Origin of the sequence: Mesorhizobium sp. M0437, from assembly GCF_040321335.1 — a bacterium.
GTDB lineage: Bacteria > Pseudomonadota > Alphaproteobacteria > Rhizobiales > Rhizobiaceae > Mesorhizobium.
The window spans coordinates 12,397-26,797 of sequence record NZ_JAMYRK010000043.1 but is presented as its reverse complement, the minus strand read 5'-3'; the positions used below and the strand labels follow the sequence as shown (position 1 = coordinate 26,797).

The window sequence follows — 14,401 nt, the reverse complement described above, 5'->3', positions numbered from 1 at the left end:
GAGGAAACTCGTTCGACCCGCGCTATTGTTTCTATTTGCTTTTTGTCGGTTTTCAAGCCGTTTTAGATCACAATAGATGTCACAATAGCTAGCACATTTACCGCGCTCTCGCCGGCACCATGTAAGAGGCGAGCCGTCAAAGCCGCCGCTATATAGTGATAACCATTTGCAATGTCGACTCTGCTTGCGGTCCTGCTTCTTTCCGCCGCGCTTGCTGGTAGATATGTGGTGTGACGGGCCTTGCCGTGCAAGCTGCCGAGCGCCTCATGCAAGGCATGCAATAGCGTCTTGTGGAAACCCTGAAGTGCTTGTCTCAGGGTGGCTCTCTACCGCTGGCGGTAAAGGATCATGCCGGCATGATAGAGGACGCCTTCGACGAACTCACCATCCGCGGTGAAGCCCGTATCGTCCCAGTATTCTATGTGGTTGCCGTGCACTTCATAGCGTCCCCGGTAGGCGCTTTCGCGGTCACCGCGCGCTTCGTCATAACGGCCGTTCGCCAGGAGTTCGTGCCTGATATGGCGATCCTCGGTGACCCACATTCCGACATAGGGATGAGCTTGGTGCGTCATTGGTTCCTCCGCAAGGATTGGAGTTGCAGGAAGGGTCAGGCCGGTTGGAGCTACAGCAACGGCAATACCCGTAAGCACTGCGGCCAAAGTGGATCGCATCAATGCGCCGCCTTCGTCGGACGCACGACTATCTCGTTGACGTCGACATCGTCGGGCTGTTCGATTGCATAGCGCACTGCCCTGGCGATGGCATCGGGTTGCAGGGCAATAGCACGCCAGCTTTTCATGGCGGCGGCAGCGGCTTCGTCGGAGATCATGTTCGCCAGCTCGCTTTCCACCACGCCAGGATGAATGCAGGTTACGCGGATATCGTCACTCTCCTGGCGGAGCCCATCGGAAATCGCGCGGACAGCGTATTTCGTTGCGCAATAGACGGCAGCCGTGGGCGAGACGGCCAGTGCGCCAATGGAACCGATATTGATGATGTGACCGGAGCCGCGTGCCGTCATCTCGGGCAGAACCGCCGCGACGCCGTACAGAACACCCTTGATGTTGACGTCCACCATCAGCTCCCACTCGTCGACCTTCATGGCTGCCATTGCCGACAGCGGCATGACGCCCGCATTGTTGACGATGACATCGACCTGGCCCCATTCGGCCCGGGCTGCCTCGGCGAATGCTGCGACATCCGCCCTCCTGGTGACGTCGAGCGCGCACGCGAACCGTTCCACCAGCTGCCTCGATTTCGGCCGCAAGCGCTTCAAGGCGGTCGGTGCGGCGTGCGCCGAGCATCAGCTTCGCACCTGCCGCGCCAAGCTCGCGGGCAATGCCAGCGCCGATGCCGCTGGAGGCACCGGTGATCAGAACAACTCTGTTCATGGTCATCGAGATGATCCTTTTGGTCTGTGATTATTTTCACGATGTGAAGGGATTGGGTGCGGGTGAGCTCCCGCGGCGCGCCGGCCCTATTGGGGGGCTCACTGGGCGGTGTAGCCGCCATCGACCAGAAGCAAGGCCCCGGTGATGAAGCTGGACGCCGGCGAGGCAAGAAAGGCGATGGCCTCGGCAACTTCTTGCGGCTGGCCGATCCGGCCGATTGGATGCGCGCCGCCGAAGCTGCGCAGCATCTCCCGGCCATTCTCCACCACGCCTTCCATGATGTCGGTTTCGATCACGCCAGGGGCAACGGCGTTGCAGCGAATGCCCATGCGCCCGTATTCGATCGCGATCACCTTGGTCAGCTGTGCGACAGCCGCCTTGGAGGAGGCATAGGCCGCCTGCGTCTCGAAGGCCGCGACGGCCGAGATCGACGAGACATTGACGATCGCGCCGCCACCGCCGGCGGCCATCAGTTCCACGGCGGCACGGGCGGTGACGAAGCTGCCGCGCGCGTTGATCTGCAGAATGCGGTCATAGTCGTCGACCGAGGTCTCAGTCAGTCGTTTGTTGAGCGTGCGACCGGCATTGTTCACGACGATATCCAGTCGTCCGAAGCGCTTCGCGGCGAGTTCGACCGAGCGTCTGGCCAGGTCCTCGTCGGCGACATCGCCGACCAGCGTTGCCACATCCTCGGCTTCCAACTCGCGTACGCTGTCGCTGAGATCGCTTGCCACGATCCGGGCCCCGCGCGCACGCAGCAGCTCCGCCGTGCAGCGACCGATTCCGCGTGCCGCGCCGGTCACGAGAGCGACCTTTCCATCCAGGTTCCAGGAGGAAGGCAGTGATGTCATGGGGTATCTCCTTGGTCAACCGGCATCGACCTGGATCGGGGGATCAAGCCGTTCTTGCCGTTGCGACAGAGATAGAGCCATGGCATTGTCGCGATAACCCGCCCGCCGTTAACCTCTATGGTAAGTTTGGCTAACCAATGGACATCGATCTCAATGCAATTGCCGTCTTCGTCACCGTGGCCGAGGAACGCAATTTTCGCGCTGCGGCAGACCGGTTGGGCGTGACGCGCTCAGCGGTCAGCCAGAGCATCCTCAGGCTTGAACAGAGCCTTGGCATCGCATTGCTGCAGCGCACGACACGCAGCGTCAACCTGACCGAAGCGGGCGAGCGCCTGCTGGCGAGCGTCGCACCGGCGATCGCCGACGTGAACGCGGCAATCGAAGCCACCACGGAGTTGCTGGACCGCCCGCGCGGCCGCCTGCGGATCGCGGTTTCGTCTATCGCAGAGGCCTTTCTGTCAGGACCATTGCTGGCGTCCTTTGCAGAAAGATTTCCCGAGGTGCATCTGGATATTGTGGTCACCGACGAGGAATTCGACATCGTTGCCGAAGGCTATGATGCGGGAGTGAGGCTCGGCGAAGTGATCGAGCAGGACATGATTGCCGTGCCGGTATCGGGCGATCAGCGACAGATGGCCGTCTGCGCCCCGCGCTATCTCGAAAAGTTCGGAGCACCCGTCCATCCGCGTGAGCTTGTGGCTCATCGCTGTATCGGCTGGCGGCCGGCGCCGGGAGTTTCGCCCTATCGCTGGGAGTTCGGCGAGGACGGGCGCGAGTTCGACGTGGCAGTCGCGCCCGAGATCACGACCAACGACATGTGGCTGATGATCCGGCTGGCCGTTGCGGGCGCCGGGATCACGTTCGGCATGGCCGATACATTCCGCCCCTGGCTCGACCGCGGCGAGCTCGTGCCAATCCTCGACGGCTATTTTCCGCCGTTTGCGGGTTTCTATCTCTATTTCCCAAGCCGACGGAATATCGCGCCGAAGCTGAGAGCCCTCGTGGATCACCTGCGCGGCGCGCGCCAGGCGCGGGATCGCAGGTAACCGCAACCGGATCGTAGAGATCGCTTGCGCTATTGGTCAGAAGCCTGGCTGAAAGCTGAATGGTACCGTTGGCTGGGATCGAACCAGCGACCTCCGGATCCACAATCCGGCGCTCTAACCATCTGAGCTACAACGGCACGTTTGCCTGAGCGGGATCGAGATGAAACGTTCGGGACCCGCTCTGTCGTTCGGCGATGCGTCCATACGGGCTATCGGAGTTTAATTCAAGGCTTTTGGCAAGGCAAAAGCTCGCTCCGGCATCGAGTCATTTTCCGCCGGACAAAAGAAAAGGCCGGCGGGAGGAGGTGCCGGCCTTTTCCTGTTACGAGCCAGCGGGAGGAGGTGCTGGCTGGCCACCCCGGTGAGCAGAGGGAGGAGGTTCCACCCGCCGGGTATTCACTTAAACCACTATATCGCACATCTATTTGTCTGACGAAATGCGACCTTTTGATGCATCGTCAAACTGTGCGCAAATATTAGGCGATCTTGATTTCTTTCACGGCCTTCTCGAAGGCGGTCTTGATCGGCTTGGATACGTCCTCGGCCGCCTTGGCAGCAACCGCCTGGAAGTCCTTAGCCTGCTCGACGGTCATTTCGACGCGCTTGCGCAGGAAAGCGGTCTGCAACTCGACGACTTCCGACAGCGACTTGGCGCCGATCAGCGCTTCGAAATGCGAGAAGCCGGCTTCGGCATTGGCGCGCAGGGCGGCGATGGTCTTGAGCGACAGGTCGCTGGAAACGGACTTGGCGGTCTCATAGGTCGACTCCAGAGCCTTCTGGGTCTCCTCGGCGCCGGTCTTCAGCTTGGCGTAGGCCTCTTTCGACTGCTCAACGCCCTTCTCGGCGAAGGCACGGATCTGGTCGGTGGCCTTCGAAGCGTCGAAGCTCGGGAATTCAACGTTTTCGATCGTTTCAGCGGTCTTGGTCCTGGACATTTTCCATCCTTTTCAGCGGCAGCGGCTTTGACAAAATGCCGTCTCGTTCATCTATCATGGCAATATAAAGGCAAATTTTGTGCATTGCAACATGTTTGTTGCATCGCACCATAAAATATTTGGTTCGCGGCGTTAACCACGCGCCTAGAGATTCCGCTGGTTGCACGCTATGACTTGTGGACCTTCGCGCCGTCGGCTTTTATTAACAAAGCGTTAACCGCAAATTGCCCGCTCTGTGAGGGTCGCCAAGCGCATGCCGGCTGAAAACTACTCCTTCCTTGACGTCGCCGTGCTCGACGCCGTCCGCCTGCGCTTCGCCGCAGGCGACGCGATCGCCATTCTGTCGGCAGATCTCGAGCAGGTGATCTGGGCCAACGGGCCCGGCGCGGCGGTATTCGGCTATCCGGACATCGGCGCTATCATCGGCGCCTCGGCAGGGTTGCCGCTGATCGCCCGGCGCCAGATCATGGCAACCAGCGGTTTTCCGCAGATCGGCCGCGACCGTGCCATCACGGTCCGGCTGGCGACCGGCCTGACCAGCCGCGCCGTCGGTTTCCTGGCCAGCGCGGTGACCATGCCCGATGGCGAGGAAGCAATCATGCTGGCGCTGCCGGCGGCGCAGACCGGCTCGCGCAGCGCCGCCGAGATCGCCGACCGCGCCATCGGTGGCTTTACGGAAGACGGCCACTACATCGCCTTTGTCGATGCCAAGGGCAATATCGACGCCGCATCGGACGGCTTTTCGGCGCTCGGCATCCGGCCTGAGACGCTGGCCGCGCTTGTCGCCGACGTGGCGAACGAGAGCGACCGCATCGTCAAGCGCCTGGTTCCGGGTGGGTCCAGCTCCTATCCCGCGGGCCTTGCCCGGCTGACGGAAGAGCGGCACCTGCTGGTGGTGATCGACGAGGACCGGCTTGACGGCGAGGCTCCCGATGGCGAACGCGCCGGCGGGGAAACCGAGGCGGCAGCGGCACCGAGCGGTGGCGATCTTCCCCAACCAACGGACCAGGACAACGAGCAGCCGATCGCCAGCAGCGGCGCGGCGGAGATCGACCTTGCAGCGATGGAAGGCACCTCGGCATCGGCGGAGCACGAACCTGCCGACGCGGCCGACGATCACCGCACGGTTGGCAACGCGCCGACGCAGCATGACCATTGGTACTTCAATGCCGGCGACGACGCGCAGGTCCCGCCCGGCGCAGCTGCGTCCAGCGAAGTCGAGACCAGCCCGGACGCTTCGCAGGCCAGCCCGGATACTTCGCCGGAAAGCGCCGCAAAAGCCACCAAAGCCGCCTCCCCGGCCGAACACCGCGCTTCGGCGATCGATCGCACCGCCGCGCCCATGCGTTTCGTCTGGCGTACCGACGCGGAGGGCCATTTCAGCGCCCTGTCGCCGGAATTTGCCGAGCTCGTCGGCAAGCCTGCCGCCGACGTGATCGGCCGCCGCTTCGAGGATGTTTCGGCCGCCTATGGCCTCGATGCTTCTGGCGAGATTGCCGGCCTGCTCGAACGGCGCGACACCTGGTCCGGCCGCTCCGTGCTGTGGCCGGTCGCCGGCACCGATCTGAAGATACCCGTCGATCTGGCGGCGCTCCCGGTTTACAGCCGCAGCCGCGTTTTCGAAGGTTTTCGCGGTTTCGGCGTGGCCAGGAGCGGCGATGCGGTGGTCGATCCGGATGCCGTCGGCATGGCCCTTGTCGCCGAGGAGAAACCTGCCGCGACCATCGGGCCGAAAGCCGTCGAACCTCTCCCCGAGACACCTAAACCCGCCGATCCGTTCAGGGGCGAAGTGCCGGCATTGACCATCGTGCCAAAACCCGAGCGGCGCTTTGCCGACAAGGTGATCCGGCTGGCCGAGCACCGGCAGCCGGCCAACGACAAGGGCCTGTCGACGCTGGAACGCAGCGCGTTTCGCGAGATTGGCGAGCGTCTCAAGAAGGACAGCACCCCGGCCGAAGAGCAGCCCAGCGCCGGAAAGCAGAAGCCGGTTGAGAAAGTCGAGGCAGCCGGCAAGGCCGACGAGCCAAAGCTGAAAGAAGCCGGCCCGACGGACAAGGGTGAGATGCCGGAACCAGGTCCGGAAAGCGAGGCGGCTGCCGCCGAACCGCCCGAGGCCGATGCCGAGGACCAGAAGGACCTCGCCCGACTTGACGGCGAGCAGCCGGATGAGGTGGAAGCAGAGGCGCAAGCCGGCGAACCCGTCACACGCCCTGTTTCCGGATCGCTGCTCGACTATGCCGACCGCGAACCCAGAGATGAGGCGCAGGAAGGCGTTGAGCCCAGCACGAACCGTCGAACGATCGTCGCCGAAGCGCCGCGGGATGGCGACGACGACAGCATGACGGCCGAAGACTTCCGTGACGCCGAGGACAGCGAGGATTGGTCCGAGGACAGCGCAGCCGCAGCCGACGCTGCCGGCCATGTGCCGCCCGTCGAGCGGCCGCAGGCACCACCGCTCAAACTCGACGGCTTCGTGCCGTCGGCGTTTGCCGGAGAGGACAACACGGGGCCGGATACCTCGATCCTCGGCAAGCTGCCAGTGCCGGTGCTTATCCATTCCGGCGACCAGCTGCATTACGCGAACGACGAATTCCTCGGATTGACCGGCTATGCGACGCTCAATGCCCTGGACGAGGCTGGCGGGCTCGGCGCGCTGTTTGCCGACCCTTATGCCGACGACGGCAGTTCGGATGGCGGCGACCGCGCTCTGCGGCTGAAAACGCGCGAAGGTCAGGAGTTTCCGATCGATGCGATTTTACGCTCCGTGCCCTGGGGAAACGGCAAGGCGCTGATGCTGGTCGTACGTCGTTCCGGCGACGACGAGGCAGCAGCCATTCCACATGGCGCCGCCGAAGACCAAACGCAGCCGGATGTTTCCGAGCTCAAGGCACGTATTGCCGAAATGCGCACTATCATCGACACCGCCACCGACGGCGTCGTGCTGATCGGCCGCAACGGAACGATCCGTTCAATTAGCCGTCCGGCGGAAGCGCTGTTCGGCTTCGACAGCGACGAGGTGACCGGCAAACCGTTCGTCTCGCTGTTTGCGATCGAAAGCCAGCGCGCGGCGCGTGACTATCTCGAGGGGTTGTCGGAGCCCGGCGTTGCAAGCGTGATGAACGATGGCCGCGAGGTGATCGGGCGCGAGGCGCAGGGGCGTTTCATTCCGCTGTTCATGACTATCGGCAGGCTGCCCAACGACAGCGGCTTCTGTGCGGTGGTGCGCGATATCACCCAGTGGAAGCGGGCCGAAGAGGACTTGACCCAGGCGCGCGCAGTCGCCGAACGCGCTTCGTCGCAGAAGACCGATTTTCTGGCCCGCATTAGCCACGAGATCCGCACGCCGCTCAACGCCATAATCGGCTTTTCCGAGCTGATGGTCGACGAGAAATTCGGGCCGGTGGCCAATGACCGTTATCGCGACTATCTGCGCGACATCAACCGTTCGGGCAACCACGTTCTCGACCTGGTCAACGACCTGCTCGACATTTCGAAAATCGAGGCCGGCCAGCAGGAGATGGCCTATGAGGCGGTGTCGCTTAACGACACACTGGCCGAAACCGTGGCGATGATGCAGCCGCAAGCGAACCGGGAACGCGTCATCATCCGCTCCAGCTTCGCCTCGCGGCTGCCGGAAGTGGTGGCCGATCTGCGCAGCGTGCGGCAGATCGCGCTCAACATCCTGTCGAACGCCGTCCGCTACACGCAGGCTGGCGGCCAGGTGATCGTGTCGACGGCTTACGAGATCTCCGGCGATGTCGTCATGCGCGTGCGCGATACCGGCATCGGCATGAGCCAGTCCGAGATCGAGCAGGCGCTGAAGCCGTTCAAGCAGATCAATGCGCTGAAGCGCGGCCGTGGCGACGGCACGGGTCTTGGGCTGCCGCTGACCAAGGCGATGGTCGAAGCGAACCGGGCTCGGTTCACCATCAACTCGACGCCCGGCGAGGGAACCTTGGTCGAAGTCGCCTTTCCCTCGACCCGCGTGCTCGCCGGTTAGCTATGGTTGCGCAAAGAAAAAAGGCGTCCAACAGGACGCCTTGAATGATAGGATTGCTGTCACAACGGGGCTTGAGCGAATCAGATCCTCTCGGGGCTAAGAGGAACGGGATTTCTCCCTCAAGTTACGCACGACTATTGATGCCGGGCCTTAACAAATCCTTACCGGCACGCCGGAAAATTTACCAATGTGTACCACTCATGAAATCTAGGTAAATTCCGAAGAGATAATTTGTTAACGATACCGGAGACCTCAAAACAGCTCCTACCTTGGATCCCGGGGTCAGTCGGCAAGCTGCGGCAGGTTGCGGAACAGCTCGAGCGCTTCGGGATTGGCGAGCGCTTCCTTGTTCTTGATGGCGCGGCCGTGCACCATGTCGCGTACCGCGAGCTCGGTGATCTTGCCCGATTTGGTTCGCGGAATATCGCTGACGGCGACGATCTTGGCCGGCACGTGGCGCGGGCTCGCCCCGGTGCGGATTTTCGCGCGGATGCGTTTTTCCAGCTCGGCATCGAGCTCAACGCCGGCCGCCAGCCGCACGAACAGCACGACACGCACGTCATTGTCGAAATCCTGGCCGATGCACAGCGCTTCGAGGATTTCCGGCATCTGCTCGACCTGATTGTAGATCTCCGCCGTGCCGATCCTGACACCGCCCGGATTGAGCGTGGCGTCGGAACGGCCATGGATGATCAGGCCGCCATGGACGGTCCATTCGGCGAAATCGCCGTGGCACCAGACATCGTCGAAACGTTCGAAATAGGCGGCTTTGTATTTCCTGCCGTCAGGGTCGTTCCAGAAGCCGATCGGCATTGCCGGAAAGGCCTTGGTGCAGACGAGCTCGCCCTTCTCCTGGCGGAGCGGGCGGCCGTCATCGGCCCAGACATCGACGGCAAGGCCGAGCCCGGGCCCTTGGATCTCGCCGGTCCATACCGGTTCGATCGGCACGCCGAGCACGAAGCAGGAGACGATATCGGTGCCGCCGGAAATCGAAGCCAGATGCACGTCCTTCTTGATGCCTTCATAGACGAAGCGGAAATCTTCCGGCGATAGCGGCGAGCCGGTCGATGAGATGGTGCGCACGCTGGAAAGATCATGCGTGCGGATCGGCTTCAGGCCGGCCTTGCGCACGGAATCGATGAATTTGGCCGAGGTGCCGAAATAGGTCATCTTTTCGGCATCGGCGAAGTCGAACAGCGCATTGCCGTCCGGGTAGAACGGCGAGCCGTCGTAGAGCAGCAAGGTGGCGCCCGATGCCAGGCCCGACACCAGCCAGTTCCACATCATCCAGCCGCAGGTGGTGAAGTAGAAGAAGCGGTCGCCGTCGAGCAGGCCGGCATGCAGCCGTTCTTCCTTGACGTGCTGGATCAGCGTTCCGCCGGCCGAATGGACAATGCATTTGGGAATGCCGGTCGTGCCCGATGAAAACAGGATGTACAGCGGATGCGAAAACGGCAGCCTTTCGTAGGCGACAGGCCTTGCGCCAAAGGGTGACAGCGCCTCTTCCAGCGCAGCCGCCTTCCCGATGGTCGCGGCGACGTCGAGCGAGGTGCCGAGATAGTCGACAATGAGGACTTTACGGACGGTGGCGAGCTTGCCCGCCACGGCCGCGATCTTGTCGGCGACTTCGATCGCCTTGCCATTGTACCAGTAGCCGTCCGGCGCGATGAACACGACAGGCTCGATCTGGCCGAACCGATCGAGAACCCCCTGCTCGCCGAAATCTGGGGAGCAGGACGACCAGACCGCGCCGATCGAGGCGGCCGCCAGCATCGCAGCAACGGTCTCCGGCATGTTGGGCATCATCGCGGCGATGCGGTCGCCCTTCTTCACCTTGAGCGACAGGAAAAGCTGCTGCAGCCGCGAGGTCAGCGCATGCAGCTCGTTCCAGGACAGCCGCCGCTCGACCTTGTCCTCGCCGCGAAAGACGATTGCGTCGCCAAGCCCGGTTTTCTTGAGGAGATTCTCGGCGAAGTTCAGCTTTGCCTCAGGAAAGAAGGTCGCGCCGGGCATCTTGTTGCCATCGACCAGCACGCGTTCGCCCTTGTCGCCGACGATGCCACAAAAGTCCCAGACCAGGCTCCAGAAGGTCTCGCGATCATCGATCGACCAGCGATGCAGGTCGGCATAGGAGGAGAAAACCTTGCCGGCCATGTTCGCCGCGGCGTTCATGAAGGCGGTCATCGGCGCCGCGTCGATCTGCTCTTGCGTCGGGATCCAGAGCGGTGCGTCGTCAGCCATCTTTGTTCCTCCTCAAAGCACGTCACGTTTGAAGAGATTCACGCGACGCGCTTTAAACTTTTGTCTTTATGCATGTCGTTTATCCCAAAACCGCTGCGCACTTTTGGGCGACATGCATTGGCATCGCTTATGCATATCGCGATGCAGCAGAGCAAGATTTTGTTGGACCGCGCCGGTCAGGGTGTGCGCAAATGCCATCGCCGGGCCATAAAGACTTGAAATGCGTCAGCCGTCGGTTACACCCGTCGGGCGATTTTGTCGGAATGGAAGCATACGGGGCGATATGCCATCACCTTTGATCCGACGCGGAATATGGGCGATCGGCGCAGCCGTCATCGTCATCGCGCTGGTTGTCGCAGCCTTGCCGTTGATCGCCTCGACCCGCATCGTACGCGACCGTATCGCGTGGGAAATGAGTGCGTGGAGCGGTTTCCGGGTCACCATCGACGGCGCGCCGCGTATCGAGGTCTGGCCGAATTTCCGGGCGATCCTGAGCGACGTGACGCTGTCGCAATGGACAGAGACGGATGCGCCGCCCGTGGTCGAGGCCGAACGGGTCGAGGTCGACCTCTCAGCGATGGCGGCGCTGCGTGGCGATGTGGTGTTTTCGACGGCGCGGCTGGTACGACCGACGATCCGGGTTCAGCGTACCGCGAGCGGGTTTTTCCTGCCTGTGATTCCCAGCGGTGGGCGCATTACGCGTTCGATCGATGCTGCCCGCGCGGTGATCAACACAAATCCAGCCAAGCCGGATCTCGGCAAGCTGCCGACAGATCCGTTCGGCACAGTCGAGTTCAAGGACGGCCGCGTAGTGGCTGCCATCGGCGGCAAGGACCAAGAGATATTGAGCAGCCTGAGCGGCCAGGCGAATTGGGCCGCGATGAATAGCAATGCGACGCTGTCGGCGACCGGGATATGGCGCGGCGAAAGTGTTGCCATCGACGCAGCATCGCCGAACCCGCTCGTGCTGTTTGGTGGCGGCACAGCACCGGCCACATTTTCCTTCAAGGCGGCACCGGCCAGTTTTTCGTTCGACGGCCGTGCCAGCATGTCGGAGAACGGCTATTTCGACGGCCAGGCGAAATTCGCCGCACCTTCGCTCCGACGCGTGCTCGAATGGTCGCAGGCCGGCATCGCGCCCGGTGCCGCAATCGGCTCGATCTCGGTTTCAAGCAAGATCACGGCGACGGCCGGGCGCGTCAAATTTGAAAACACGGCCCTGACCCTCGACAACAACCCGGGAATGGGTGCGCTGGACTTCACCTATGGTGAGGCACTGCCGGTGATCTCCGGCACACTTGCCTTCGATACGCTCGACCTCAGATCATTTCTCTCCGCCTTTACGCCGGTACCATCCGCCGGCGGCACCGGCCCGGGCGAAATCGATACGAGCTTCGCCGACCGGATCAATCTCGATCTCAGGCTGTCGGCGGCGCATGCCACCGCCGGCGCCATCCAGCTTGCCGACGTCGCTGCCACTGCCCAGGTCAAGAACGGCCTTGCCGTCTTCGACATCTCGGATGCATCCGCCTTTGGCGGCAACGTCCAGAGCAGCGTCCGTTTCGACCGCAAGCCCGCCGGCACGGAAGTCGAGATCCGGCTGCTTGCTTCCGATATCGACGGCGGCGCTTTCGGCACCGCGGCCGGGATGACACGGCTGGTGCCGATCGGCACTGGAACCGTTTCGGTCATCCTCAAGGGGCCTGGCAGAACCTGGGACTCGATTTTCGAAAACGCCAATGGCTCGCTGTCGGCGACGTTCGGCGCGGGTGCGCTGAGCCGGCTTAACCTGCCGGCGTTCCTCAAGCACACCGAACAGGGCGGATTCTTCGCGCTGGACGACGTCTCGGACGGAACGCTGCCGATCGACGGGGCCGAGCTCAAGGCGAGCATTTCGAACGGCGTGGCGCGCATCGACAAGGCCGAGGTGAATTCCGCGCAATACAAGATCTGGCTTTCCGGCATCGCATCCTATGCCGGACGCGGGCTGGCGCTGTCCGGCGGCATCGTCCAGCCGAGCCAGGCTGCCACGCAGACGAACGGCCAGGGACCCAATCAGTCGTCCTTCTTCGTCGGCGGAACGTGGAGCACGCCGTTCATCTCGCCGATAAGCCGCGGCGTTTCGGGAGAGTAAGCAGCAGCAGCAGCTTCAACCGCGCTGCGCGGCCTGCTCGTCGCGCTGGCGCTGCACCTCGCGGCGTTTGTTTGCGAGCGAAGCGATGATCACGCCAACTGCGACGACCGCGATCAAGATGGTGCAGGCTGCGTTGATTTCCGGCGTCACGCCAAGGCGGACCTGGCTGTAGATCTTCATCGGCAGCGTCGTGGCGCCGGGTCCCGAGGTGAAGCTGGCAATAACCAAATCGTCGAGCGACAGCGTGAAGGCCAGCATCCAGCCGGAGACGATAGCCGGCATGATGACCGGCAGCGTGATCTGGAAGAAGGTCTTCACCGGTGGCGCACCGAGGTCCATCGCGGCCTCTTCCAGCGAACGATCGAAAGTGATCAGGCGCGACTGAACCACCACCGCGACGAAGCACATGGTCAGCGTGGTGTGGGCAAGCGTCACCGTCAGAAAGCCGCGGTCGAGGCCGACGGCGACGAAGAGCAGCAGCAGCGACAGGCCGGTGATGACTTCCGGCATGACCAGCGGCGCAAACACCATGCCGGAAAACAGAAGCCGGCCGCGAAAGCGCGTGTAGCGTGTCAAGGTGAGCGCCGCCAGCGTGCCGAGCACGGTCGCCACGCTTGCCGAGATGACGCCGACGCGGGCCGTCACCCAGGTGGCGTCCATCAGACCCCGGTTGTGGAACAGCGACACGTACCATTTCGTCGAGAAGCCACCCCAGACGGTGACCAGCTTCGATTCGTTGAAAGAGAACACGACGAGCAGGACGATCGGCAGGTAAAGAAAGGCAAAGCCGAGCACGATCGAAATGATGTTGAAGCGGCTCCAGGTCGCGTTCATTGGTCCTGCTCCTGGGCGCGCGCCTGGGCTCGCTGGAAGAGCATGATCGGCACGATCAGCAGCAGCAGCAAGATGACGGCAACCGCGGACGACACCGGCCAGTCACGGTTGGCGAAGAACTCGTTCCACAGCGTCCTGCCGATCATCAGCGTCTGCGAGCCGCCGAGCAGGTCGGGAATGACGAACTCGCCGACGGCGGGAATGAACACCAGCAGGCAGCCAGCGATGACGCCGGGCAGCGACAAGGGGAAGGTGATCTTCCAAAAGGCGCTGGTCGGCGGACAGCCGAGATCCTTGGCGGCCTCGATCAGAGAATGGTCCATCTTCTCCAAGGACGAATAGAGCGGCAGCACCATGAACGGCAGATAGGAGTAGACGATGCCGATGAAGATCGCCGTATAGGTGTTGAGGATGATCAGCGGTTGGCTGATGATGCCGGTGGCGAGCAGCAGCTGGTTGAGCAGGCCCTCGGGCTTGAGGATGCCGATCCAGGCGTAGACACGGATCAGAAACGAGGTCCAGAACGGCAGGATCACCAGCATCAGCAAGGTCGGGCGAATCGTCGCTGGGGCGCGCGCCATGCCATAGGCTATGGGATAGCCGACCAGCAATGTCAGGACCGTCGAGATGGCGGCGACGATGACGCTCGTCACATAGGCATTGAAGTAAAGCGCATCCTGCGTCAGCCAGGTATAGTTGTCGAAATTCAGTGCGCCGAATCCTGAAATAAACCCGGAAATGCCGCTGCGGAAATCAAGCACCGGCGTGTAGGGCGGCATGGCGATCGCCGTCTGCGACAGCGAAATCTTGAAGACAATGATGAAAGGGACGAGAAAGAAGAACAGCAGCCAGAGGTAGGGGATGATGATGACGAGCCGGCTAACGAACGCCGCTCCCAGCCTGACCAAGGCGGATTTGCCGGCAGCGCTTGCCGGAGAGCTTGTTGCGGCAGTGACAGCGGACATGATC

9 protein-coding genes, 1 tRNA gene and 1 pseudogene are annotated in these 14,401 nt (G+C 62.5%); 3 read left to right on the top strand and 8 right to left on the bottom strand.

Annotated features, from left to right (window positions below):
* Window positions 1-326: 326 nt before the first annotated feature.
* From NKI72_RS23405 to NKI72_RS23395, 3 genes and pseudogenes are all read right to left on the bottom strand, one after another.
* The gene (locus NKI72_RS23405) at window positions 327-671 is read right to left on the bottom strand and encodes an Atu4866 domain-containing protein (RefSeq protein ID WP_352472700.1); all 345 of its coding nucleotides are present in this window, start codon (window positions 669-671) and stop codon (window positions 327-329) included.
* A pseudogene (locus NKI72_RS23400) lies at window positions 671-1,397 on the bottom strand (SDR family oxidoreductase). The gene NKI72_RS23405 and the pseudogene NKI72_RS23400 overlap by 1 nt, the downstream one beginning before the upstream one ends.
* A gap of 92 nt (window positions 1,398-1,489) precedes the next feature.
* Window positions 1,490-2,242, bottom strand: a complete 753-nt coding sequence (locus tag NKI72_RS23395; protein WP_352616693.1) for an SDR family NAD(P)-dependent oxidoreductase — start codon at window positions 2,240-2,242, stop codon at window positions 1,490-1,492.
* Window positions 2,243-2,379: 137 nt separating this feature from the next.
* Here NKI72_RS23395 and NKI72_RS23390 point away from each other — a divergent pair, with 137 nt between their 5' ends.
* Window positions 2,380-3,288, top strand: coding sequence for a LysR family transcriptional regulator (locus tag NKI72_RS23390; protein ID WP_352850987.1), 909 nt, complete (start codon window positions 2,380-2,382; stop codon window positions 3,286-3,288).
* Between the two features lie 60 nt (window positions 3,289-3,348).
* Here NKI72_RS23390 and NKI72_RS23385 read toward each other — a convergent pair.
* Window positions 3,349-3,425 (bottom strand) — tRNA-His (locus tag NKI72_RS23385).
* Window positions 3,426-3,764: 339 nt separating this feature from the next.
* On the bottom strand, window positions 3,765-4,223 hold the full coding sequence (locus tag NKI72_RS23380) for a phasin (protein ID WP_254819298.1): 459 nt from the start codon (window positions 4,221-4,223) through the stop codon (window positions 3,765-3,767).
* Window positions 4,224-4,476: 253 nt separating this feature from the next.
* On the opposite strand from NKI72_RS23380, the gene NKI72_RS23375 reads away from it, so the two are divergent.
* Window positions 4,477-8,223, top strand: coding sequence for a PAS domain S-box protein (locus tag NKI72_RS23375; protein ID WP_352850986.1), 3,747 nt, complete (start codon window positions 4,477-4,479; stop codon window positions 8,221-8,223).
* A 282-nt stretch (window positions 8,224-8,505) separates the two neighbouring features.
* Here the strand turns inward: NKI72_RS23375 and NKI72_RS23370 are convergent, their stop codons facing one another.
* On the bottom strand, window positions 8,506-10,464 hold the full coding sequence (locus tag NKI72_RS23370) for an acetoacetate--CoA ligase (RefSeq protein ID WP_352850985.1): 1,959 nt from the start codon (window positions 10,462-10,464) through the stop codon (window positions 8,506-8,508).
* Window positions 10,465-10,747: 283 nt separating this feature from the next.
* Here NKI72_RS23370 and NKI72_RS23365 point away from each other — a divergent pair, with 283 nt between their 5' ends.
* A complete protein-coding gene (locus tag NKI72_RS23365) occupies window positions 10,748-12,598 on the top strand; it encodes an AsmA family protein (RefSeq protein WP_352850983.1) in 1,851 nt (616 codons plus the stop codon).
* A 15-nt stretch (window positions 12,599-12,613) separates the two neighbouring features.
* Here NKI72_RS23365 and NKI72_RS23360 read toward each other — a convergent pair whose 3' ends face one another.
* Both NKI72_RS23360 and NKI72_RS23355 read right to left on the bottom strand, forming a co-directional pair.
* Complete coding sequence (locus NKI72_RS23360; protein ID WP_023677454.1) at window positions 12,614-13,432, bottom strand: ABC transporter permease; 819 nt, start codon at window positions 13,430-13,432, stop codon at window positions 12,614-12,616.
* A complete protein-coding gene (locus NKI72_RS23355) occupies window positions 13,429-14,397 on the bottom strand; it encodes an ABC transporter permease subunit (protein WP_352773950.1) in 969 nt (322 codons plus the stop codon). The genes NKI72_RS23360 and NKI72_RS23355 overlap by 4 nt, the downstream gene beginning before the upstream one ends.
* Window positions 14,398-14,401: the final 4 nt, after the last annotated feature.

Coding starts and splice junctions, on each gene's coding strand:
- NKI72_RS23405 (WP_352472700.1), bottom strand. CDS start 671: ATGCGATCCACTTTGGCCGCAGTGCTTACGGGTATTGCCGTTGCTGTA.
- NKI72_RS23395 (WP_352616693.1), bottom strand. CDS start 2,242: ATGACATCACTGCCTTCCTCCTGGAACCTGGATGGAAAGGTCGCTCTC.
- NKI72_RS23390 (WP_352850987.1), top strand. CDS start 2,380: ATGGACATCGATCTCAATGCAATTGCCGTCTTCGTCACCGTGGCCGAG.
- NKI72_RS23380 (WP_254819298.1), bottom strand. CDS start 4,223: ATGTCCAGGACCAAGACCGCTGAAACGATCGAAAACGTTGAATTCCCG.
- NKI72_RS23375 (WP_352850986.1), top strand. CDS start 4,477: ATGCCGGCTGAAAACTACTCCTTCCTTGACGTCGCCGTGCTCGACGCC.
- NKI72_RS23370 (WP_352850985.1), bottom strand. CDS start 10,464: ATGGCTGACGACGCACCGCTCTGGATCCCGACGCAAGAGCAGATCGAC.
- NKI72_RS23365 (WP_352850983.1), top strand. CDS start 10,748: ATGCCATCACCTTTGATCCGACGCGGAATATGGGCGATCGGCGCAGCC.
- NKI72_RS23360 (WP_023677454.1), bottom strand. CDS start 13,432: ATGAACGCGACCTGGAGCCGCTTCAACATCATTTCGATCGTGCTCGGC.
- NKI72_RS23355 (WP_352773950.1), bottom strand. CDS start 14,397: ATGTCCGCTGTCACTGCCGCAACAAGCTCTCCGGCAAGCGCTGCCGGC.